The sequence below is a fragment of the Bosea sp. NBC_00550 genome (assembly GCF_026020075.1).
Classification (GTDB): domain Bacteria; phylum Pseudomonadota; class Alphaproteobacteria; order Rhizobiales; family Beijerinckiaceae; genus Allobosea.
The window spans coordinates 2203063-2223222 of record NZ_CP102772.1; the positions used below are offsets into that span (position 1 = coordinate 2203063).

Annotated in this window: 20 protein-coding genes; 12 read left to right on the forward strand and 8 right to left on the reverse strand. The window is 66.8% G+C overall.

Features of this window, described 5'->3' with window-relative positions; genetic code table 11:
- The first annotated feature begins 116 nt into the window (after positions 1 to 116).
- Together NWE53_RS10500 and NWE53_RS10505 are read left to right on the forward strand one after the other, a co-directional pair.
- Positions 117 to 935, forward strand: coding sequence for a prephenate dehydrogenase (locus tag NWE53_RS10500; protein ID WP_265054246.1), 819 nt, complete (start codon positions 117 to 119; stop codon positions 933 to 935).
- A 51-nt stretch (positions 936 to 986) separates the two neighbouring features.
- Positions 987 to 1412, forward strand: coding sequence for a group III truncated hemoglobin (locus NWE53_RS10505; protein ID WP_265054247.1), 426 nt, complete (start codon positions 987 to 989; stop codon positions 1410 to 1412).
- 100 nt (positions 1413 to 1512) lie between these two features.
- On the opposite strand, the gene NWE53_RS10510 is transcribed toward NWE53_RS10505, so the two are convergent.
- Positions 1513 to 2445, reverse strand: coding sequence for a LysR substrate-binding domain-containing protein (locus NWE53_RS10510; RefSeq protein WP_265054248.1), 933 nt, complete (start codon positions 2443 to 2445; stop codon positions 1513 to 1515).
- A gap of 91 nt (positions 2446 to 2536) precedes the next feature.
- Here NWE53_RS10510 and NWE53_RS10515 point away from each other — a divergent pair, with 91 nt between their 5' ends.
- Positions 2537 to 3442, forward strand: coding sequence for a DMT family transporter (locus NWE53_RS10515; RefSeq protein ID WP_265054249.1), 906 nt, complete (start codon positions 2537 to 2539; stop codon positions 3440 to 3442).
- A 166-nt stretch (positions 3443 to 3608) separates the two neighbouring features.
- Here the strand turns inward: NWE53_RS10515 and NWE53_RS10520 are convergent, their stop codons facing one another.
- Complete coding sequence (locus NWE53_RS10520) at positions 3609 to 4862, reverse strand: SAM-dependent methyltransferase (protein WP_265054250.1); 1254 nt, start codon at positions 4860 to 4862, stop codon at positions 3609 to 3611.
- A 155-nt stretch (positions 4863 to 5017) separates the two neighbouring features.
- Between NWE53_RS10520 and NWE53_RS10525 the strand changes: the two genes are divergently transcribed.
- The 3 genes from NWE53_RS10525 (at position 5018) to NWE53_RS10535 (ending at position 7118) form a co-directional block, all read left to right on the forward strand.
- Positions 5018 to 5710, forward strand: a complete 693-nt coding sequence (locus tag NWE53_RS10525; RefSeq protein ID WP_265054251.1) for a class I SAM-dependent methyltransferase — start codon at positions 5018 to 5020, stop codon at positions 5708 to 5710.
- 137 nt (positions 5711 to 5847) lie between these two features.
- Complete coding sequence (locus tag NWE53_RS10530) at positions 5848 to 6642, forward strand: hypothetical protein (RefSeq protein ID WP_265054252.1); 795 nt, start codon at positions 5848 to 5850, stop codon at positions 6640 to 6642.
- A gap of 11 nt (positions 6643 to 6653) precedes the next feature.
- On the forward strand, positions 6654 to 7118 hold the full coding sequence (locus NWE53_RS10535) for a hypothetical protein (RefSeq protein WP_265054253.1): 465 nt from the start codon (positions 6654 to 6656) through the stop codon (positions 7116 to 7118).
- Positions 7119 to 7142: 24 nt separating this feature from the next.
- Here the strand turns inward: NWE53_RS10535 and NWE53_RS10540 are convergent, their stop codons facing one another.
- From NWE53_RS10540 to NWE53_RS10555, 4 genes are all read right to left on the reverse strand, one after another.
- Positions 7143 to 7547 (reverse strand): GtrA family protein, encoded by a 405-nt coding sequence (locus NWE53_RS10540; RefSeq protein WP_265054254.1) that lies wholly within the window; start codon positions 7545 to 7547, stop codon positions 7143 to 7145.
- 88 nt (positions 7548 to 7635) lie between these two features.
- Complete coding sequence (locus NWE53_RS10545) at positions 7636 to 8970, reverse strand: hypothetical protein (RefSeq protein WP_265054255.1); 1335 nt, start codon at positions 8968 to 8970, stop codon at positions 7636 to 7638.
- A gap of 170 nt (positions 8971 to 9140) precedes the next feature.
- Entirely contained in the window at positions 9141 to 10202 is a 1062-nt protein-coding gene (locus NWE53_RS10550) for a class I SAM-dependent methyltransferase (RefSeq protein WP_265054256.1), read from the reverse strand.
- Positions 10203 to 10328: 126 nt separating this feature from the next.
- On the reverse strand, positions 10329 to 10691 hold the full coding sequence (locus NWE53_RS10555) for an ArsR/SmtB family transcription factor (protein WP_265054257.1): 363 nt from the start codon (positions 10689 to 10691) through the stop codon (positions 10329 to 10331).
- A gap of 154 nt (positions 10692 to 10845) precedes the next feature.
- Between NWE53_RS10555 and NWE53_RS10560 the strand changes: the two genes are divergently transcribed.
- From NWE53_RS10560 to greA, 3 genes are all read left to right on the forward strand, one after another.
- Positions 10846 to 12060 (forward strand): MFS transporter, encoded by a 1215-nt coding sequence (locus NWE53_RS10560; protein WP_265054258.1) that lies wholly within the window; start codon positions 10846 to 10848, stop codon positions 12058 to 12060.
- 141 nt (positions 12061 to 12201) lie between these two features.
- Entirely contained in the window at positions 12202 to 15519 is a 3318-nt protein-coding gene (gene carB / locus NWE53_RS10565; RefSeq protein WP_265054259.1) for a carbamoyl-phosphate synthase large subunit, read from the forward strand.
- Positions 15520 to 15622: 103 nt separating this feature from the next.
- The gene (greA, locus tag NWE53_RS10570) at positions 15623 to 16096 is read left to right on the forward strand and encodes a transcription elongation factor GreA (RefSeq protein WP_265054260.1); all 474 of its coding nucleotides are present in this window, start codon (positions 15623 to 15625) and stop codon (positions 16094 to 16096) included.
- 47 nt (positions 16097 to 16143) lie between these two features.
- Here greA and NWE53_RS10575 read toward each other — a convergent pair whose 3' ends face one another.
- Positions 16144 to 16755 carry a MarC family protein gene (locus NWE53_RS10575; RefSeq protein WP_265054261.1) on the reverse strand — a complete coding sequence of 204 codons (612 nt, stop codon included), beginning with the start codon at positions 16753 to 16755 and terminating at the stop codon, positions 16144 to 16146.
- A gap of 175 nt (positions 16756 to 16930) precedes the next feature.
- Between NWE53_RS10575 and NWE53_RS10580 the strand changes: the two genes are divergently transcribed.
- Positions 16931 to 17434 carry a twin-arginine translocation signal domain-containing protein gene (locus NWE53_RS10580; protein WP_265054262.1) on the forward strand — a complete coding sequence of 168 codons (504 nt, stop codon included), beginning with the start codon at positions 16931 to 16933 and terminating at the stop codon, positions 17432 to 17434.
- Positions 17435 to 17438: 4 nt separating this feature from the next.
- Here NWE53_RS10580 and NWE53_RS10585 read toward each other — a convergent pair whose 3' ends face one another.
- Positions 17439 to 17903 (reverse strand): Lrp/AsnC family transcriptional regulator, encoded by a 465-nt coding sequence (locus NWE53_RS10585; RefSeq protein WP_265054263.1) that lies wholly within the window; start codon positions 17901 to 17903, stop codon positions 17439 to 17441.
- A gap of 77 nt (positions 17904 to 17980) precedes the next feature.
- Here NWE53_RS10585 and NWE53_RS10590 point away from each other — a divergent pair, with 77 nt between their 5' ends.
- Both NWE53_RS10590 and trxB read left to right on the forward strand, forming a co-directional pair.
- Positions 17981 to 18991: a mitochondrial fission ELM1 family protein gene (locus tag NWE53_RS10590; RefSeq protein ID WP_265054264.1), complete on the forward strand. Its 1011-nt coding sequence runs from the start codon at positions 17981 to 17983 to the stop codon at positions 18989 to 18991.
- Positions 18992 to 19077: 86 nt separating this feature from the next.
- Positions 19078 to 20043 carry a thioredoxin-disulfide reductase gene (trxB, locus tag NWE53_RS10595; RefSeq protein WP_265054265.1) on the forward strand — a complete coding sequence of 322 codons (966 nt, stop codon included), beginning with the start codon at positions 19078 to 19080 and terminating at the stop codon, positions 20041 to 20043.
- The last annotated feature ends 117 nt before the right edge of the window (positions 20044 to 20160 follow it).

The window sequence follows — 20160 nt, forward strand, 5'->3', positions numbered from 1 at the left end:
AGAGCTATTACACCCCGTCCTCATAGAGGCGGTGGCATTCCCATGTTCAACCGCCGCGCTGGCGGTTGAATTCAGGCAAGTCACCCGGCATCGCGGCTCCCCACCGGACCAGAGCGATGCAATCCAAGATCAAGACCATCACTTCCATCGGCATCATGGGCTTCGGCGCCTTCGGCCGCCTGATGGCTCGTCATCTCCAGCCGCATTTCGCGCTCCGCATCTGCGACCCCGCTCATCCACCCTCGCCCGATACGACCGGCAAGGGCCTGCGGCCGGCGACGATCAGTGAAATCGGCAGTTGCGACCTCGTTGTCCTCGCCGTGCCCGTCGCGGCGACCCCCGAGGCGGTCGCGGCGCTTAGGCCCCATCTGAAGGCCGGCGCGATCGTGCTCGATGTCGGCTCGGTCAAGATCGGCCCGGCGCGCGTGCTCGCGGAAGGCCTGCCCGGGCATGTCGAGATCATCGGCACGCATCCGCTCTTCGGCCCCCAGAGCGCCCGCAACGGGCTTGCAGGACTGAAGATCGCGCTCTGCCCGATTCGAGGCAGCAGCACGCCACGCATCGCCGCCTTCCTGCGCCATGTCCTCAAGCTGAAGGTCATCGCGACCACGCCTGACGCCCATGACCGCGAGGTTGCGATGGTGCAGGGCCTGACCCATCTCATCGCCAAGATCCTGGTGCGGATGGAGCCATTGCCGCAACACATGACCACCGCGAGCTTCGACCTGCTGATGCAGGCTACGGAAATGGTCCGACACGATGCGCCGAACGTCTTCATGGCGATCGAGCGCGCCAATCCGCATGCCAAGGCGGTGCGCGACCGCTTCTTCGCGCTGGCCGAGGAGATGCGGATGTTTCTGGAGAATGGCCGTCAGGACATGGTCCAGACTGAACCGGCCCTGCCTCACAAGGTCGCAGACGCGGTACCGGCCTAGCCTTCACCGCCCGCCCCGCCGACAATACGGGAAACCTCGAATGTCCCAGCGATGACCGACAACCCCCTCACCCATCCGGGCGCCGCCCACCCCGATCTGCGCGAGCCGATGATCGGCCTGCTCGTCCGCACGTTCTACGAGCGGGCGCGGCAGGACGACGTGATCGGCCCGGTCTTCGCGGCGGCCGTCGAGGATTGGGACGACCATATCGCCAAGATCACCGATTTCTGGAGCAGCGTGATGCTGCGCACCGGGCGCTACAACGGCCGGCCGATGCGCCCGCATCTGATCCTCCCGCTGGAGGGCCGGCATTTCGACCGCTGGCTCGACCTGTTCGAGGCGACGGCACGGGAGGTCTGCGAACCGGAGATCGCGGAGGCCTTCATCGTCCGGGCGCGGCGCATCGCAGACAGCTTCGAGATGGCCCGCGCCAGCCAGCGCGGCGAATTTGCTGCGCCCCGGCATAGCTTGCGATAGATTCAGTCCGTCATTCTCGGGCTTGACCCGAGAATCTCATGACAGGCGCAGGAGCCTCATCTTCCGGAGATGCTCGGGTCAAGCCCGAGCATGACGCGGATCACGCCGCCCTCGCCTCGCGGCTTAAGAATGCCTCAATGTCAGCCGGCGCCGCGCCGGCCTCGCCTGCGATCCGCTCGGCCAGCGCCGCCGCGGAAGGCCTCAACGTCCCGAACGGCCGGTCGAGCCAATAGGAAACCGGGTTCAGCGCCTCGCGCTCATCCGCCCGGACGATCCGCCCGGCCGCCAGTTGCTCGCGTGCCAGGGGCGGACGCGCCAGGGCGATGCCGAGGCCATGGGCGGCGGCATCGAGCACCAGATTGTAATCCTCGAAACGGCGGTCCTGCGGGCGCGGGCGATAGTCCAGCCCCTGCGCGGCGAACCAGGCCTTCCAGCCGGCAGCGTCGGAATCATGGATCAGAGGCTGGGCCAAAAGACGCTCCGGCGCGCCCACGCCAATGGCCGCCGCAAGCTGCGGCGAGGCGATCGGGAAGCACCATTCCTCGAACAGCTTGAGCGAGAGCCGATCCGGCGCCCCGCCCCGCCCGCAACGGATGCCGAGATCGACGCCCTCCTCCTCGAAATCGACCCTGCGGTGCTCGACCTGCAGCACGATGCGCAACGAGGGCATCCCCGCCTCCAGCACCGCGAGGCGCGGCATCAGCCAGAGCGAACAGACCGAGGGCGGCGCGCTGACGCGCACCACCGAGGCGCCGCGCACCTCGCGCCAGCGGTCGGAGGTGTCGGCGATCAGCGCGAAGGCTTCCTGCGTGCGCTGGAGCAGGCGCTGCCCCTCCGGCGTCAACGAGACACCGCGTGCCTGCCGCAGGAAAACGCGCAGGCCCAGCCAGTGCTCGAGCTTTGCGATCTGCCGGCTGACGGCGCCATGCGTCAGGTTCAGCGCCTCGGCGGCGGAAGAGAAGCTGCCGGTGCGGGCGGCCGCCTCGAAAGCGCGCAGCGTGTCCAGCGGGGGCAGGGTCGAGCTGTGATCCATCCTCACAGCTCATGCGCGAATTGTTCGTTTGTCAATCAGCTCGCCGAGGCGTCTATCGAGAGCAACCTTTCGTCACCGATGGATCGACGCCATGTCCTCCTCAAGTTGCACGTCACCCGCACTGGCCACCCCGAGCACCCGTCTCGACCCGACGCTGGTCTTCACCGTGACCTTCACGGTCCTGGCCTGGGCCTCCTCCTTCCCGGCGATCCGTGCCGGGCTCGCCGGCTTCGGCCCGGCCGAGATGGCCTCTTTGCGCTTCGCGCTCGCCGGCGTGCCGGCCGCGCTCTTCCTCATCGCGACGCGGGCCAAGCTGCCCGAGCGCGCCGATATCTGGCGCTTCCTCATCGGCGGCGTGATCTTCATCGCGGGCTATGCGCTGTTGCTGAACTTCGGCCAGCGCGTGGTGCCGGCCGGCCCCGCCGCCTTCATCATCAACACCAATCCGATCATGACGGCGGTCCTCGCCATGATGATCCTGGGCGAGCGCTTCAGCCTGACCGCCTGGCTCGGCACGGCGCTCTCCTTCGCCGGCATCGGCGTCATCGCGCTCGGCAAGGGTCTCGACGTCGAGATCGGGATGAGCGTGCTGCTGATCCTTGGCGCCGCCTTCTGCAACGCCATCACCACGGTCGTGCAGAAGCCGCTCTTCGCCCGCTATAAGCCGCTCCAGGTCGCGGCCTGGAACATGGCGATCGGCGGCTTCGTGCTCCTGCCCTTCCTGCCATCCGCCATCTCGCAGGCTCAGGCCGCGCCGGCCGTCTCCTTCTGGTCGGTGGTCTATCTCGCCGTCGTGCCGAGCCTGATTGCCTACGGCACCTGGGCCATCACCCTCTCGCGCCTGCCGGCTGCCCGCGCGTCCAACTTCCAGTACGCCGTGCCGCCGATGGCGATGCTGATCGGCTTCCTCTGGCTCGGCGAGGTGCCGACGCTGTTCGGACTGATCGGCGGCGTCATGGCGCTGGCGGGTGTCGTGGTGGTCAATCTGAAGCGCTGAACCCGCTCGGCGCTCGGAAAACCGCCGTCATCCCGGGCAAGCGCAGCGCAGACCCGGGATCCATCGGAGGGCTCTGCGCTCGACGATGGATCCCGGATCGGCGCCGCTTCGCGGCTTGTCCGGGATGACGTTTCGCGGGTGGAAAGGGCGCCGCGACAGAGCAGCCTCAAAACCCCTTCGCCTCGAGTGCCTTCTCCTCATCCGCGATGTAGTCCCGGATGACCGGGACGGCGCTCTTATGCGGGCCCAGCAGCAGCTGGAACACCATGTCACCGCCGATGTCGAAGGAGATCGAGCAGGCGCAGAGGTAGAACTCCCACATCCGGGCGAAACGCTCGCCCATCATCGCGACCACCTCCTCGCGCCTCGCCATGAAGCGCTCGCGCCAGGCTTCCAGCGTCCAGTGGTAGTGCCGCCGCCAGAACTCGCAATCGGACGACCAGAGCCCGGTCTGTTCCACCGCCCCGAACACCTCCGACAGCGCCGGCGCATAGCCGCCGGGGAAGATGTACTTTTCGAAGAAGGGGCCGGTGAAACCGGGCGGCCCGGCGCGGCCGATGCAGTGGACGAGCGCGATCCCGTCCGGCGTCAGCAGATCGCGGATCTTCTCGAAATATTCGAGATAATGCGCGAGGCCGACATGCTCCATCATCCCGACCGAGACGATGCGGTCGAAGCTGCCGGTCAGCTCGCGATAGTCCTTGTTGATGAAAGTCACGGCATCGCCGACGCCGGCCGCCTCGGCGCGCTTCTGCGCGGCGGCCATCTGGTCGGGCGAGACGTTGAGGCCGGTCACCTTCGCCCCACAGGCCTTGGCCAGATAGATCGCGAGTTCGCCCCAGCCCGAGCCGATGTCGAGCACGCTCATGCCGGGCTCGATGTTCAGCTTGGCGGCGATGTGCCGGAGCTTGGCCTTCTGCGCTTGTTCGAGCCCCACGTTCGGCGAATGCCAGTACGCGCAGGAGTACGTCATCGTCTCGTCGAGCCAGAGCCGGTAGAAATCGGTCGGGATGTCGTAGTGATGCTTGACCTTCTTGCCGGCGACGCCGAGCGGGTTGTGCATCTGCCAGCGCCTGATCTTGAAGCGAACCTGCCGGATAGCCTTCTGCAGCGGGTGCTTGCGCATCTCCTTGCGCTGCATCCAGAACAGCGTCAGCAGATCGTGGATCGTGCCTTCCTCGAAATCGATCCGCCCGTCCATGTAGCCTTCGGCCAGCGCAAGCTCGGGATTGAGGAAGAGTTCGCGCTCGATACGGTCGTCATGGAAGCGGACCGTGACGGCCGGCGCCATCTTGCGCACGCCGGCGAACAGCATCTCCGCCGGCCCCGGGCCGAAGATGTGACGCTTCCCATCCGGCGTGATGACGGTCAAGCGCCCCTGCCGGATGAACCGTTTGAGCAGCCGCGGCAGCAGAAGCATCGATTCCCCCTTGAACGCCATCTTGAGTCGGGTGGCGCCTCCACGAGTTAAGCGGAAACGGATGGGTGCCGAAACCCCTGCCTGTTGCGGAGCCGCCCTGCTTGCGTTTAGTCATCGAGGACGGCTGCATTCGGCCCGGAGGATCGAACCTACCCATGTCCTGGCGCGATTTCTGGAACGGCGAGCATTCGATCTACGTCTCGCCGCGCCACAAGGCCCTGCATTACCGCGCCATCGCAACCGACCTGATCGGCCACATCCCGGCGCCCAACGGCGTCGTGCTCGACCATGGCTGCGGCGAGGCGCTGGATGCCGGCCGCGTCGCCTCGGCTTGCGGCAGGCTCTATCTCTGCGAAGCCGCACCCAACGTCCGGGAGAAACTGCGCGCCCAGTTCGGCCGCAGGGAGAACATCACCGTGGTCTCGCCGGAGGAGGTCGAGGCCCTGCCCGAGGCGACGCTCGATCTCGTCGTCGCCAATTCGCTGGTCCAGTATCTCTCCCGCGACGAGCTGAAGGCACTGCTCAAAACCTGGCGCGGCAAGCTCAAGCCGGGCGGCGCGCTGGTGATCGCCGATGTCATCCCGCCGGATGTCAGCCCGCTCACCGACGCCTCGCAGCTGCTCGCCTTCGCCTGGCGCGGCGGCTTCCTGACTGCGGCGCTCGCCGGCCTGGTCCGCACCGCCTTCTCCGATTACCGCAAGCTGCGCGCGCAATACGGGCTATCGACCTACACGCCGGAAGCCGTCACCGAGCTGATCCGCGAGGCCGGATTCACGACGATCGAGCGACCCGCCAATTTCGGCCACAACCCCCACCGCATGACCTTCAAGGCGACGAAGTCCGCGTGACCGACGAAAGCGCAGGTCCGAGCCGGTAACCGCGCGGAGTTGTACTAAAGTTCCGTAGCTGAAATCTGCCGGACATCTTGATCTGGCGAAATAAATATGGCTTTGAGCGCGGCTTGCCCGAACGGCGCGAGATCTCCGTGCAGGAACACTTCGTCTGTCCCTATTGCGATGCCGCGCTCAACAGGGGCGTGCTGTCGTGCCGGTGCTGCGGACGGGACCTCACCCCCGTGCTGCCCCTGCTGCGCCGTCTCGATACGCTCGAGGAGCGGCTTGCGGCCTTCGAGAAGCGGGCCGAGGAAGACCGTGCCGCGCTCGCCGCCCGGCCGGCTCCGGTCGCCGAAACCGTGGACTCCGAGCCTGCCGAGGCCCAGCATGCGGCCGCGCCGACCGTTCCGCATGGCACGCGGCGGCGCTTCTGGGTTCTGCCCTTCGGCCTGGTGCTGCTGCTGCTGGCCTATTGCGGGGTCGTGCTCTGGCTCGATCTGCCGCTCTGGGCGCTGCGCCTCGCTTCGATCGCGATCCCCTTCCTCACCGGCCTGATCTATTTCGGCATCCGCCCCCGGCTGATCGCCTTCGATATCGGCATCGCGGCCGCCTTCGCGATTTTTTCTGTCGTGACAATGAACGCGTTGCTTGGTTGGCACGACAATATACCGCTCCTTCCGCAGGGGCCGGCAGCCTGGCGCGAGACTTCGTTCTACGCGCTGAGCATCGGCGCCTCCATGTTCTCGGGGATGTTGCTGCGCGTGACGCAGGCTGCGCTTGCCGCGCGTGGCCTCGTCTCGCTGCCGGAACTGCGCAAGGGGCTGCTGGCCGTGCATGGCAAGGTGCCGATGGAAACGTTGAAGACCATCGAAACCACCATCCTGATGGCCGGCACCGCCATTTCTGCCATCGCCGGCCTCGTCGCCGCAATCCTGGGAGTGAAATAGGAACGATGATCATGACTGTGCTCGTCCGGCACATTATGCCTGCCGTTCTCGCCGTTGCCGCCACGCTGACGGCCGCGCAGGCCGCCGACCCCGTCCAGCTCATCACCCGCGAGGAGGCCGGTCTCCCGACCGCCGCCAAGGCGGCGGCGAGCACGCGCAACCTCACCCGCGGCCCGGGAATCGATACGCTGCCGACGCCTGACAAGGGCGTGGACGGCAAGCCCTTCCGCCTTGCCGTGCGCTTCATGCCGAGCAACGGCGTGCCGATCGACCCCAGCACCGTTCGCGTCTTCTACCGCCGCCAGCCCCCGGTGGACATCACCGAGCGGATCAAGCCCTTCATCACCCCGGCCGGGATCGACGCTCCTTCCGTCATCGTCCCGAGCGGAAGCCACGTCATCGAGATCGAGGCGACCGACAAGGAAGGCCGCATCGGCCGCAGGCAGATCACGCTGACGGTCGATCCGCCGAGGTAGAGGAAGCTGGCGGGTGGCGGCCCTTTACGCCGCCCGATCGGCGAAGCTGAAGAACTTGTGGCCGAGGAACGAGAAGACCATGACCACGCCCGTGGTGACGATCTGCATCGGCAGATAGGGCAAGCCGGCCCGCGTCACGAACAGATGCATCAGGATGCCGGTGAGCACGAAGCCGCCGGCCGCGATCACGGCGAAGCGCCAGCCGGCCTGCGCATGGCTGCGCGTCGCATCGAAGGTCATCCAACGATTGAGCGTGTAGGAGACTAGCGCGCCGACGACGAAGCCGGCGAGCGTGGCCGGCACGGGGTCGATTCGGCCGAGCTCGACGAGCCCGATCAGCACGCTGTAATGCGCGACGGCCGTCAGGCCACCGGCGATGACATAGGCCACGAGCTGGCGGAGCTGGCGCGGATAACGGCGAAACGGCATCCGCGCTTCCTAGAGCATTTTCGAGCGAAGTGGATACCGCTTCGCGTGAAGACAACGCGATAAAACAAAAGGCTGGGGGCTGGCCCGCTCAGCCCGCGTCGCTGCCGGCGAGATTGGCCGGCAGGCCGCCGACCGGCATGTCGAGCCCCTGCTTCAACGTGTCGAGATGATATTCGCGGATGCGCCCGTTGGTGGGATCGCTGACGAAGGCGCTGCCGCCGATCACGGCGAGGCCAGGCGTCGGCGTTTTCGCGCCATAGGCGCAATCGAAGGCCGCGACGGCGTCGAAGGAAGCGATCTCCTTCCAGGCCGGCGCGACCGCGTACACCCTGAGCTTGCCGTCCGGCGTCAGGTTGGCGAGGCGGTTGCCGGTGCTGCTGAGTTCGAACTGGCAGGCGGCCTGCCCGCCGGGGATCGCAAGCACATCCGCCGTCGAGAGCGCCTTGGCGTCGGGGTCGATCCGCAGCAATGCGTCATAGGGCGCCTTCAGCCCGTAATTGCCGACGAGATGGCGCCCGCCGTCGCGGGATTTGAGCGCGCTGATGCGCCGCTCGTCCGGATAGGCCAGCTTGCGCGCGCTCCATGCGGCCGCGGTGCCCTTGCCTGTTTTCGAGAGCACCAGCAGCCCGCCGCCGTCGCCCTCGGCGCAGCCGAAGAGGTGCCGCCCGCCGCGTGCCGGCGCATAGCCGTGATAGAGCTTGCAGGAGGCATCGGCCCGCGCCGGATCGTTGAAGCCCGCGATCCGCTTCCAACCGCCGTCCTTCTGTGAGGGCTTGCCCTGCTCCAGGACCTCGAAGCCGTTGGGGCGCGGCGAGGCGCTGCGGTCGTCGCCCTTGGCATAGGCGGGGTTGGGCACCGAGATCAGCCATTGCCGGGCACCGAGCGGCACGGCGATGCCATGCTGCGGGGCGGGGCTCGGCCAGACCGTCACCGCCGGATCGGACTTCGCGAGGCTGTCGATCCCGACCATCACGACGCGTGGCTCGCTCTTGCCCTCCCAAGGGCGCAGGCCGTCATAGAACAGCGCGAGCTGTCCCTGCCCGGAGATGACATGGGCCGGCCGGTCGCCCTTCGTCATGAAGTCGATGAGCTTCGGCTCGGCCTTGTCGAGATCGACATGGTCGCCATGCGATTCCGCGATCAAGCCGGTATCGAGGATGCGCAGTGTCCCCGCCTCGTCCCCGGTCTTCACCACGACGAAGCGGCCGCCGGATACGCCTGCAAAACCCGGATTGGCCTTCGGCACATCGAAGCTGTGCGTGACCTCGCCGCTGTCGAGATCGAGGATGCGGACGACCGGCTTGTCGTGATCGGCGAAGACGAGGCGCCCGCGCAGCGGCGCATGGTCATGCGCCTGCACGGCGGAAGCGAGCAGGCAGCCGGCGAGGCCGAGGCCGACGGCTTGAAGGCGAAGAGAAGTCACGAGGAGGCTCCGTCCAAACGAAATAATGCAATACTATAACATTACATCATCATCGAAAGAGCTCAACCCGTGCACGGTGTCGATCAGTGGACAGCTCGCAAGACGGGGGCGTCCCGGCGGATGGCACGCCCCTCGCTCTGCGTCTTGGTCGTCGCCAGCCCCCAGCAGGCTCAGGCCCGCACCTCGAACACCATGTTGAACGGCGTCTCGGTCGCGCGCCGGAAATGCGAGAAGCCGGCATCCATGGCGACCTTGCGCAGCCGCATCTCCCCGGCCTGCGCCCCCAGCCCCAGCCCCACCTCCTGCGAGAGCGAAGCCGGTGTGCAGATCATGGTCGAGGCACCGTAGAAGATCCGCCCGACGGGATTGAGGTTGTCCTTGAGATGGTCGTGCGCGAAGGGCTCGACGATCATCCAGCTGCCGTCCCGCGCCAGCGATTCCCGCACATGCTTTCCGGCGCCGACCGGATCGCCCATGTCATGCAGGCAATCGAACATGGTCACGAGATCGTACTTCCTCTCCGGGAAGTCCTTGGCCGAGGCGCGCTCGAAGACGATGCGGTCGCCCACGCCGGCCCTGTCCGCCGCCTCGCGCGCCCGCTCGATCGACGGTCCGTGATAGTCGAAGCCATAGAACCGCGATTGCGGGTAGGCCTGCGCCATCAGGATGGTCGAGGAGCCGTGCCCGCAACCGACATCGGCGACGGTCGCGCCATCCTTCAGCTTGGCTTCCATGCCGCCCAGCGCCGGAATCCAGCTGGCGATCAGATTCGCGTTGTAACCCGGCCGGAAGAAGCGCTCGGTGCCCCGGAACAGGCATTTGCTGTGCTCGTGCCAGCCGAGGCCGGCGCCGCTGCGGAAGGCCTCCTCGACCTTCGGCTCGTCGACCCACATCGACTGCACGATCTCGAACGCGCCGGCGAAGAAGGCGGGACTGTCTTCCTCCGCGAAGGCCATGGCCTGTTCCGGCGAGAGGCTGAAGCTGTCGCTGCCCTCGTCGTAATCGACATAGCCGGCCGAGGCCTGCCCGGCGAGCCATTCGCGCAGATAGCGCTCCTTGAGGCCCGTCTTCGTGGCCAGTTGCTGGGAGGTGACGGGCTCGCCGTCGGCCATCGCCTTATAGAGGCCGAGCTGGTCGCCCAGCACGATCAGAGCGCCGGTGACGGAGGCTCCGACATCGCCGACGAGACGTCCTACCAGGGCATCGAGTTTCTGAGGGTCGGCTGCACGCATAGCCATGCTCCTCGGGTTAGGGCGTGGCCGGTGCTTCTCGCGCGATCCGGCTCGACGCCATCGCGGAAGCCATGAACGCTAAACCCGTGGAAAGGCCTGTCAACGAGATAAAATCTGACCTTGCGTCTACCCGCCGTCCGAAAGCCAATCGGACCCGAGGCGCGGCAGGTTCGGATCGCGCCGCGCCGTCTCCACAACGCTGTCGAGCAGCCCCGGAAAGCGCTGGTTCAGCTCGTCGCGCCGGATGCTGAGATAGCGCGAGGTGCCCTCCACCCGCATGCGCGTGATGCCAGCCTCGCGCAGCTTCCCGAAATGGTAGGACAGGAGAGAGGGCGAGGCGAAGGCGGTGAAGTGGCTGCAGCGCGCCTTGTCGACCTCGCTGACATCGGCGAGCGCCACGAGGATGCCGAGGCGGATCGGATCGGCCAGCGCCGCGAACACGTCGGCGGGCGCGACATCCTCGATATCGGGATGGAAAACCGGCTTCATGTCCTCCGAGATAGGCGATGCCACCGCTCCTGACAATATTCAACATTTGTTGAAATTACCCTTGCGGTCAGTGATGCGCGATCTTAAAGTTCAACGATCATTGAAATTTTGAAGCTCGCCTTCGAAACAGCGATCATCCGCAAGGATCAGTCCCATGGATACGCGCCTTCTCTCGCTCGCCGGCGGCGCCTTCGCCATCGGCACGGGCAGCCTGATCGTCACCGGCATCCTGCCCCATCTCGCCTCCGGCCTCGGCGTCTCCGTCGATGCCGCCGGCCTGCTCATCTCGATCTTCGCCCTCGCCTATGCGATCGGCTCCCCCATCCTCTCGACCGTGCTCGGCGACGCCGACCGCAAGACGGTGCTGGTCGGCGCGATGACGGTGTTCGGCCTCGCCAATCTCGGCGCTGCCTTTGCCAGCGATTTCTGGGTGGTGATGGGCGCGCGGATCGTGATGGCGCTCGCTGCCGGCGTGTTCATGCCGGCTGCCAACGCCGTCGCGGTCGCGGTCTCCGCGCCGGAACGGCGCGGCCGGGCCATCGCGCTCGTCACCGGCGGCATGACCGTCTCGCTGATTCTCGGCATACCCATCGGCACCGCGGTCGTCGGCTTTGGCGGCTGGCACCTCGCCTTCCTGATCGTGGCGCTGTTCAGCGTGCTCTCGTTGGCGGGCCTTCTCGTCAAGCTGCCCAAGGGCCTGCCGCGCGGGACCAACACGCTGCGCGAGCGCCTCCAGGTCGCGGGGCGCAGCGACGTGCTGCTGGCGCTGGCCACGACGATGCTTTGGACCACAGGCGCCTTCGTCCTCTACACCTACATCGCGCCCTTCCTGACCAACCATGCCGGCATCGCCGGGCCCTGGCTCGCGGTGACCCTCGTCGTCTCAGGCATCGGCTCGGCCATCGGCAACCAGCTCGGCGGCATCGCCAGCGACCGCTTCGGTCCCGAGCGCACGCTCACCGTCGTGCTGAGCGTGCTGGCGCTGGCGCTGCTGACGGCCTCGCTGATCGCGGTCGGCCTGCCGCCGGCGCTCGCGATCTACCCGATTCCCTTCGTGCTGCTGGTGTGGAGCGCGGCCGGTTGGGCCGGGCACCCCTCGCAGATGTCGCGGCTCGCCGCGATGGCGCCGGACGCGGCCGTGGTCGCGCTCTCGCTCAACGCCTCCGCCCTGTATTTCGGCATCGCGGCCGGCGCGGCGCTGGGCCAGCAGGTGATGCGCCATGCCGGGACCTGGCCGCTCGGCTTCGTCGGCGCGGCCTGCGAGGTCGCGGCGCTCGCCGTGCTCTTCGTCGCGATGCGCCGCAAGCGCCGCGTGCCGCGTCCGCTGGAGATCGATCTCACCATGCCGGCACCACGGCCTGTGCGTTGATCGGGGGCGGAAGCGGTTTTAGCTTCCTTCCGCCGCCTTGCCCGTCTATAGCGAGCGCCTAGCATTCATTCAGACGCTCGCCAGGCCTCCGCTCGCCCGATCGGACCGGCCTTGCGCGCGCCCGCAAGACCGGTCGAGATCATGCCCAAGCGCACAGACATCAAGTCCATCCTGATCATCGGCGCCGGCCCCATCATCATCGGACAGGCCTGCGAGTTCGACTATTCCGGCACCCAGGCCTGCAAGACGCTGAAGGCCGAGGGCTACCGCATCGTCCTGGTCAACTCGAATCCGGCGACGATCATGACCGATCCGGATCTGGCCGACGCGACCTATGTCGAGCCGATCACGCCGGAGATCGTCGCCAAGATCATCGAGAAAGAGCGCCCGGACGCGCTGCTGCCGACCATGGGCGGCCAGACCGCGCTGAACTGCGCGCTCTCGCTCAAGAAGATGGGCGTGCTGGAGAAGTTCAACGTCGAGATGATCGGCGCCACGGCCGAGGCCATCGACAAGGCCGAGGACCGCGAACTCTTCCGCGAGGCGATGACCAAGATCGGCCTCGACACGCCGCGCTCGCACCACATCAAGACGCTCGGCCAGGCGCTCGACGCGCTCGAGGATATCGGCCTGCCCGCCATCATCCGCCCCTCCTTCACCATGGGCGGCACCGGCGGCGGCATCGCCTACAACAAGGGCGAGTTCATCGACATCGTCGAGCGCGGCATCGACGCCTCCCCGACCAGCGAAGTCCTCATCGAGGAGAGCGTGCTCGGCTGGAAGGAGTACGAGATGGAGGTTGTCCGCGACAAGAAGGACAACTGCATCATCGTCTGCTCGATCGAGAACTTCGATCCGATGGGCGTCCACACCGGTGATTCGATCACGGTCGCCCCGGCGCTGACGCTGACCGACAAGGAATACCAGATCATGCGCGACGCCTCGCTGGCGGTGCTGCGCGAGATCGGCGTCGAGACCGGCGGCAGCAACGTGCAGTTCGCGATCGATCCTGCCACCGGCCGCATGATTGTCATCGAGATGAACCCGCGCGTCTCGCGCTCCTCGGCGCTGGCCTCCAAGGCGACCGGCTTCCCGATCGCCAAGGTCGCGGCGCGCCTCGCCGTCGGCTACACGCTCGACGAGATCGAGAACGACATCACCGGCGGCGCGACGCCGGCCTCCTTCGAGCCGACCATCGACTACGTCGTCACCAAGATCCCGCGCTTCGCCTTCGAGAAGTTCCCGGGCTCCGAGCCGACGCTGACCACGGCGATGAAGTCGGTGGGCGAGGCCATGGCCATCGGCCGCACCTTCCAGGAAAGCCTGCAGAAGGCCCTGCGCTCGCTGGAAACCGGCCTCGACGGGCTCGACGAGATCGAGATCGACGGCTTCGGCCATGGCGACGACCGCAACGCGGTCAAGGCGGCGATCTCGACGCCGACGCCGGACCGCATCCTCCACGTCGCCCAGGCCATGCGCTTCGGCTTCAGCGACGAGGAAATCCACGAGAGCTGCAAGATCGATCCCTGGTTCCTCGCCCAGATGCGCGGCATCGTCGAGACCGAGGAGAAGATCCGCAAGTTCGGCCTGCCACAGACGCCGGGCGCCTTCCGCCAGATCAAGGCGATGGGCTTCTCCGACAAGCGTCTCGCCGCAGTCTCGGGCAAGAACGAGACGGAGGTGCGGGCGCTGCGCCACGCGCTGGAGGTGCGCCCGGTCTACAAGCGCATCGACACCTGCGCGGCCGAGTTCGCCTCGCCGACCGCCTATATGTATTCGAGCTATGCCATGCCCTTCGCCGGCAAGGTCGCGGACGAGGCCAACCCCTCCGACCGCAAGAAGGTCGTTATCCTCGGCGGCGGGCCGAACCGCATCGGCCAGGGCATCGAGTTCGACTATTGCTGCTGCCATGCCTGCTACGCGCTGCGCGACGCCGGCTACGAGACCATCATGGTCAACTGCAACCCGGAGACGGTCTCGACCGACTACGACACCTCCGACCGGCTCTATTTCGAGCCGCTGACGGCGGAGGACGTGCTCGAGATCCTCGATACCGAGAGGCGGAACGGCACGCTGCTCGGCGTCATCGTCCAGTTCGGCGGCCAGACGCCGCTGAAGCTCGCCAATGCGCTGGAAGAGGCGGGCATCCCGATCCTCGGCACCTCGCCTGATATGATCGACCTCGCCGAGGACCGCGACCGCTTCAAGCGCCTGCTCGACAAGCTGCACCTGAAGCAGCCGAAGAACGGCATCGCCTACTCGGTCGAGCAGTCCCGCATCATCGCCGGCGAGCTTGGCCTGCCCTTCGTCGTCCGCCCCTCCTACGTGCTCGGCGGCCGCGCCATGGCGATCATCCGTGACGAGGTGATGTTCGAGGACTACCTGCTCGGCACCCTGCCCTCGCTGATCCCCTCCGAGGTCAAGGCCAAGTACCCGAACGACAAGACCGGCCAGATCAACACGGTGCTCGGCAAGAACCCGCTGCTGTTCGACCGCTACCTGTCGGATGCGATCGAGGTCGATGTCGACTGCCTCTGCGACGGCAAGGACGTCTTCGTCGCCGGCATCATGGAGCATATCGAGGAAGCCGGCATCCATTCCGGCGATTCGGCCTGCTCGCTGCCGCCGCGCTCGCTCAGCCCCGAGACCCTCGCCGAGCTGGAGCGCCAGACCAAGGCGATGGCGCTCGCGCTCGATGTCGGCGGGCTGATGAACGTCCAGTACGCCATCAAGGACGGCGACATCTACGTGCTCGAGGTCAATCCGCGCGCCTCGCGCACCGTGCCCTTCGTCGCCAAGGTCATCGGCCAGCCGATCGCCAAGATCGCCGCCCGCATCATGGCCGGCGAGGCGCTGGCGGGCTTCGGCCTGAAGCCGTCGAAGCTCGACCATGTCGGCGTCAAGGAAGCCGTCTTCCCCTTCGCGCGCTTCCCCGGCGTCGACGTGCTGCTCGGCCCGGAGATGCGCTCGACGGGGGAGGTCATCGGCCTCGACCGCTCCTTCGACACCGCCTTCGCCAAGAGCCAGCTCGGAGCCGGCTCCAAGGTGCCGGTCAAGGGCACCGTCTTCGTCTCCGTGCGCGACGACGACAAGCCGCGCATCGTTGCATCGGTGCGCATCCTGGCCGATCTCGGCTTCCGCATCCTCGCCACCGGCGGCACGCTGCGCCTGCTGCAGGAACAGGGCATCGACGCGGCCCGGATCAATAAGGTTCTGGAAGGCCGGCCGCATGTCGTCGACGCGATCAAGAACGGCGAGATCCAGCTGATCTTCAACACCACCGAAGGCCCGCAGGCACTTGCGGATTCCCGTTCGTTGCGGCGGACGGCCCTCTTGCACAAGGTTCCCTATTATACCACCTTGGCCGGAGCGATCGCCGCGGCGGAGGGCATAAAGGCCTATTGCAGCGGCGATCTCGAAGTACGATCGTTGCAGTCATATTTCGAACGCGCGGCCTGAGGCCGTACGCGGCGGAGTAGAGAGACGAAGCGGAAGCGCGGGGACGCCGGCAGCCGATTTGCCGCTGGCGAGCCGCGCTTTCGGAGCTTATGGGACGGAAAGAATGGAAAAGGTTCCAATGACCGTGGGCGGCTTCGCCGCTTTGGAAGCGGAGTTGAAGCACCGCCAGCAGGTCGAGCGTCAGCGCATCATCACCGCCATCTCCGAGGCACGCGCCCTCGGCGACCTCTCCGAGAACGCCGAGTATCATGCGGCGAAGGAAGCGCAGTCGCTGAACGAGGGCCGCGTCCAGGAACTCGAATCGCTGATCGGCCGCGCCGACGTGATCGACGTGACCAAGCTCGGCGGCGACACGATCAAGTTCGGCGCCACCGTCAAGCTGATCGACGACGATACCGAGGAAGAGAAGAGCTACCAGATCGTCGGCGAGCCGGAATCGGACGTGAAGTCCGGCAAGGTTTCGATCGGCTCGCCGATCGCGCGCGCGCTGATCGGCAAGAAGGTCGGCGATTCCGTGCAGGTCAACACGCCCGGCGGCGGCAAGTCCTACGAGGTCGTCAGCATCGCCTTCCGCTGACGCAGAGCGTCATACTCGGGCCTTGGCCCGGGTATGACGCCTCCTCCCTAGCCCGCCAGTACCACCTTTATCGCCTTAATGATGCCGTCCACGGCGACGCTCGCCAGGATGAGGCCCATCACCCGGCTGATGACGCTCGCCCCCGCATTGCCGATGATCGCGATGATGCGCGACGCGCAGAACAGCAGCACGAGCAGCATCGCGAGGATGATGACGATCTGCACCACGGTCTCGGCCTGCTCTGCGAGGCTGATCTTGGAATTGTCCGTGACCGTCATGACAGTCAGCATCGCGCCGGGACTGGCGATGCTCGGAATCGCCAACGGATAGACCGCCTTCTCCAGATCGGCGGAGCGCAGCAGCTTCTGATCTTCCTCCAGCTTCGATTCGCCGAAGATCATCGTCAGCGCGAACAGGAACAGTACGATGTTGCCGGCGATCTGGAACGAGCTCAGCTCGATATCCATCGCGGTCAGCAGGACCTGGCCGAGCAGCACGAAGAACAGCAGCACCAGGAACGCGACCAGCGTGCCGTGCAGCGCGATCCGGCGCGCCGCGGCGGCGCTCAGGCCGGCGGTCACGGCCAGGAAAACCGGCAGCGTGCCGATCGGGTCGATCACGACCCAGAGCTTTATGAATTCCGTCAGCCAGCGTTCCATGCAATCCCCCTTCGATACCGCTCAATAGAACAGGCTGCGGCGGCAGCCCATATGCGGCCGCCGTCGATACCGCTTGGCAACCATGATCGGCAGATGATGGCGCGCGGGCCGGCAGCCATGGACTATCGCTGCTTCGCTCCTACATTGAAGCGACGAGCATCTGGAGATCCCGGCCATGATCACGCGTCGACATTTTCTGGCTTCCTCGCTCGGCGCCGCGGCGCTGGCTGTGTTGCCGGGCGTTTCGTCCGCTCTCGCTCAGGCCGCGCCGATCGGCTCGATCAAGATCGAATTCGCTCCGACCGTCACCCACGCCTGGGGCGCCAACATTGCGATCGTCAGAAGCGAGCTCGAACGCACGCTCGTCGACCTGCTCGGCCCCTCGCTCCAGCGCGGAGCCGGCACGCGCCTCGTCGTCAACATCAGCAGCGTCTGGCTGGCGAGCTATGCCGGTGGCGGCGGTGGCGGCAAGCCCAGCGATGGCGGCGCCAGCAACGACTATCTCGAGAGCATCGCGACGCTCTATGATCGCAGCGGCCGCGAGCTCGCGAGCTATCCGATCCTGTCGACCGAACTCTCGGGCGGCGCCGGCGCCTGGTATCTGCCGGATGTCGACCAGCGCCGGCTGCGGGCGCTCGCGCGCAACAACGCCTACTGGATCAAGCGCTACGTCGGCTGAAGCCTCAGCCGAACGGTACGATCGGCTCGTCCTTGACCCGGTCGAGCGCGAGCGCGGTGCGCACGTTGCGGACATTCGGCAAGGCCGTGAGTTCGCCGACGAAATCCTGGAACGCCTTCAGATCCGGCGCCACGCATTTCAGCACGAAGTCGATGTCGCCGGAGAGCGTCCAGCACTCGCGCACCGTGGACCAGTCGCGGATACGGCTCTGGAAGGCGGCGAGATCGGCCTCGGCCTGGCTCGCCAGATGCACGAAGGCAAAGCAGACGACCTCGAAGCCCAGCTTCCGCTCGTCTAGATCGGCATGGTAGCCGCGGATCAGCCCGGCTTCCTCCAGCGCGCGCACGCGCCTCAGGCAGGGCGGCGGCGAGATGCCGACGCGGCTCGCCAGCTCGACATTGGTCATGCGCCCATCGGCCTGGAGTTCCCGCAGGATGCGCAGGTCGATATCGTCGAGTTTCGGACGCACGAAGATCCCCGGAGGCAAAATATCCTCAAAGTAAAGCCGCGCTGGTGTAGACGGCGGCGACGGGCGATACAAGGCGCATGCCGCAGACGCAGACAGCCATGCACGAGAATCCGAAGCCGACCGTCTGGGTCCTGACCGACGGCAAGGCTGGCGACGAGCTTCAATGCCTTGGTGTCGCCGAGCGGCTGGGCGTTTCGCCGGAGATCCGGCGCGTGAAGCCCCGCAAGCCCTTCGCCTGGCTGATGCCGCGCGGGCCCATCGACCCGCGCGAGGCGCCGGATCGGCCGGGAAGCCCGCTCCGCTCGCCCTTCCCCGACATCGCCATCGCCTCCGGCCGGCGCGCCGTGGCCTATCTGCGCGCGCTGAAGAAGGCCTCGAACGGCGCGATCTACACCGTCTTCCTGAAGGACCCGCGCACCGGAACCGGCGCGGCCGACCTGATCTGGGTCGCCGGGCACGACCAACTGCGCGGCGACAACGTGCTGGTCACCACCACCTCCCCCCATCGCCTGACGCCGCAGAAGCTCGCAGCCGCGCGCGCCGTGCCACCCGCGACCATCGCTGGCTTGTCAGCTCCGCGAGTCGCGGTGCTCGTCGGCGGCGACAGCCGGCACCATCGCTTCACGGCGGCAGACATCGAGCGCTTCGCCGGGCAGCTCGATGAATTGGCCCGATCGGGGGCGGCCCTGATGGGTTCCCCCTCCCGGCGCACCTCGCCAGCCCTCGCCGCCGCCGTCGCCGCCGTCTTCGCCCGCCATGGCGGCTGGTGGTGGGACGGCTCCGGCGAAAACCCCTATCCCGCCCTCCTCGCCAACGCCGACGCCATCGTCGCCACCGCCGACTCGACCAACATGATCGGAGAGGCCGCCGCGACCGGCTCCCCCGTCCTTGTGTTCGAGCCACAGGGCGGCCACGACAAGATCGCCGCCCTGATCGCTGGGCTGGAACATGAGGGGGTTGTGCATCGCTTCTGTGGACGCCTTGAAGGCGAACGCTACGAGCCGATAGACTCCACGCCGATCATAGCCGATGCGATATGGCAGGGCTGGCAGCGCCACCGGGCCGATTTCGGCCTGACGGACGGTTGAGCCCGGAGGCTCTTGTTTCGGCGCCGCGCCGCCGTATCTGACGGAACGAAGCTGCGGACCACGACCGCAGGAGAGGAATTGAGACGATGGCCCATACCCACGCCCGCGTCATGATCGTCGGCTCCGGCCCGGCCGGCTACACCGCCGCCATCTACGCCGCCCGCGCCATGATGGAGCCGGTGCTGATCTCCGGCCTGCAGGCAGGCGGCCAGCTGATGATCACCACCGATGTCGAGAACTATCCCGGCTTTGCCGACGTCATCCAGGGCCCCTGGCTGATGGAGCAGATGCGCGCCCAGGCCGAGCACATGGGGACGAAGATGGTCACCGACCATATCGCCCGCGTCGATCTCTCGCAGCGCCCCTTCCGGCTCTGGGGCGATGGCGGCGAGACCTATTCCTGCGATGCGCTGATCGTCGCCACCGGCGCCCAGGCGAAATGGCTAGGCCTGCCCTCCGAGCAGGCCTTCCAGGGCTTCGGCGTCTCGGCCTGCGCGACCTGCGACGGCTTCTTCTTCCGCAACAAGGAAGTCGTGGTCGTAGGCGGCGGCAACACGGCGGTAGAGGAAGCGCTCTACCTCGCCAATCTCGCCAGCAAGGTCACGCTGGTGCATCGCCGTGACAGCCTGCGCGCCGAGCGCGTGATGCAGGAGCGCCTGTTCAAGCATCCGAAGATCGAGGTCGTCTGGGACAGCGCCATCGCCGAGATCTGCGGCGGGACGCAGCCGCCGAACGTCACGCATCTGCGCCTGACGAACATGAAGACAGGCGTCGAGAGCGAACTGAAGGCGGACGGCGTGTTCATCGCCATCGGCCACAAGCCGGCCACCGAGCTCTTTGCCGGCCAGCTCGCCATGAGCGAATCGGGCTACCTCGATGTCGAGCCTGGCACGACCCGGACCAATGTCCCCGGCGTCTTCGCGGCCGGCGATGTCACCGACGAGCATTACCGTCAGGCGGTCACGGCGGCTGGCCTCGGCTGCATGGCCGCGCTCGATGCGGAACGCTGGCTGGCGGCCAGCGCATTGGACCGTCGCGAAGCTGCGGAATGAATGGTTCGGCGCAACCTATCACCAATTCTGATAGGTTGTGTCACCAGATTCAGTGCGAATAATAGGTGCTACCTGCCACACAGACATTGACGCACAAGCGCTTTATCCCGCATCATG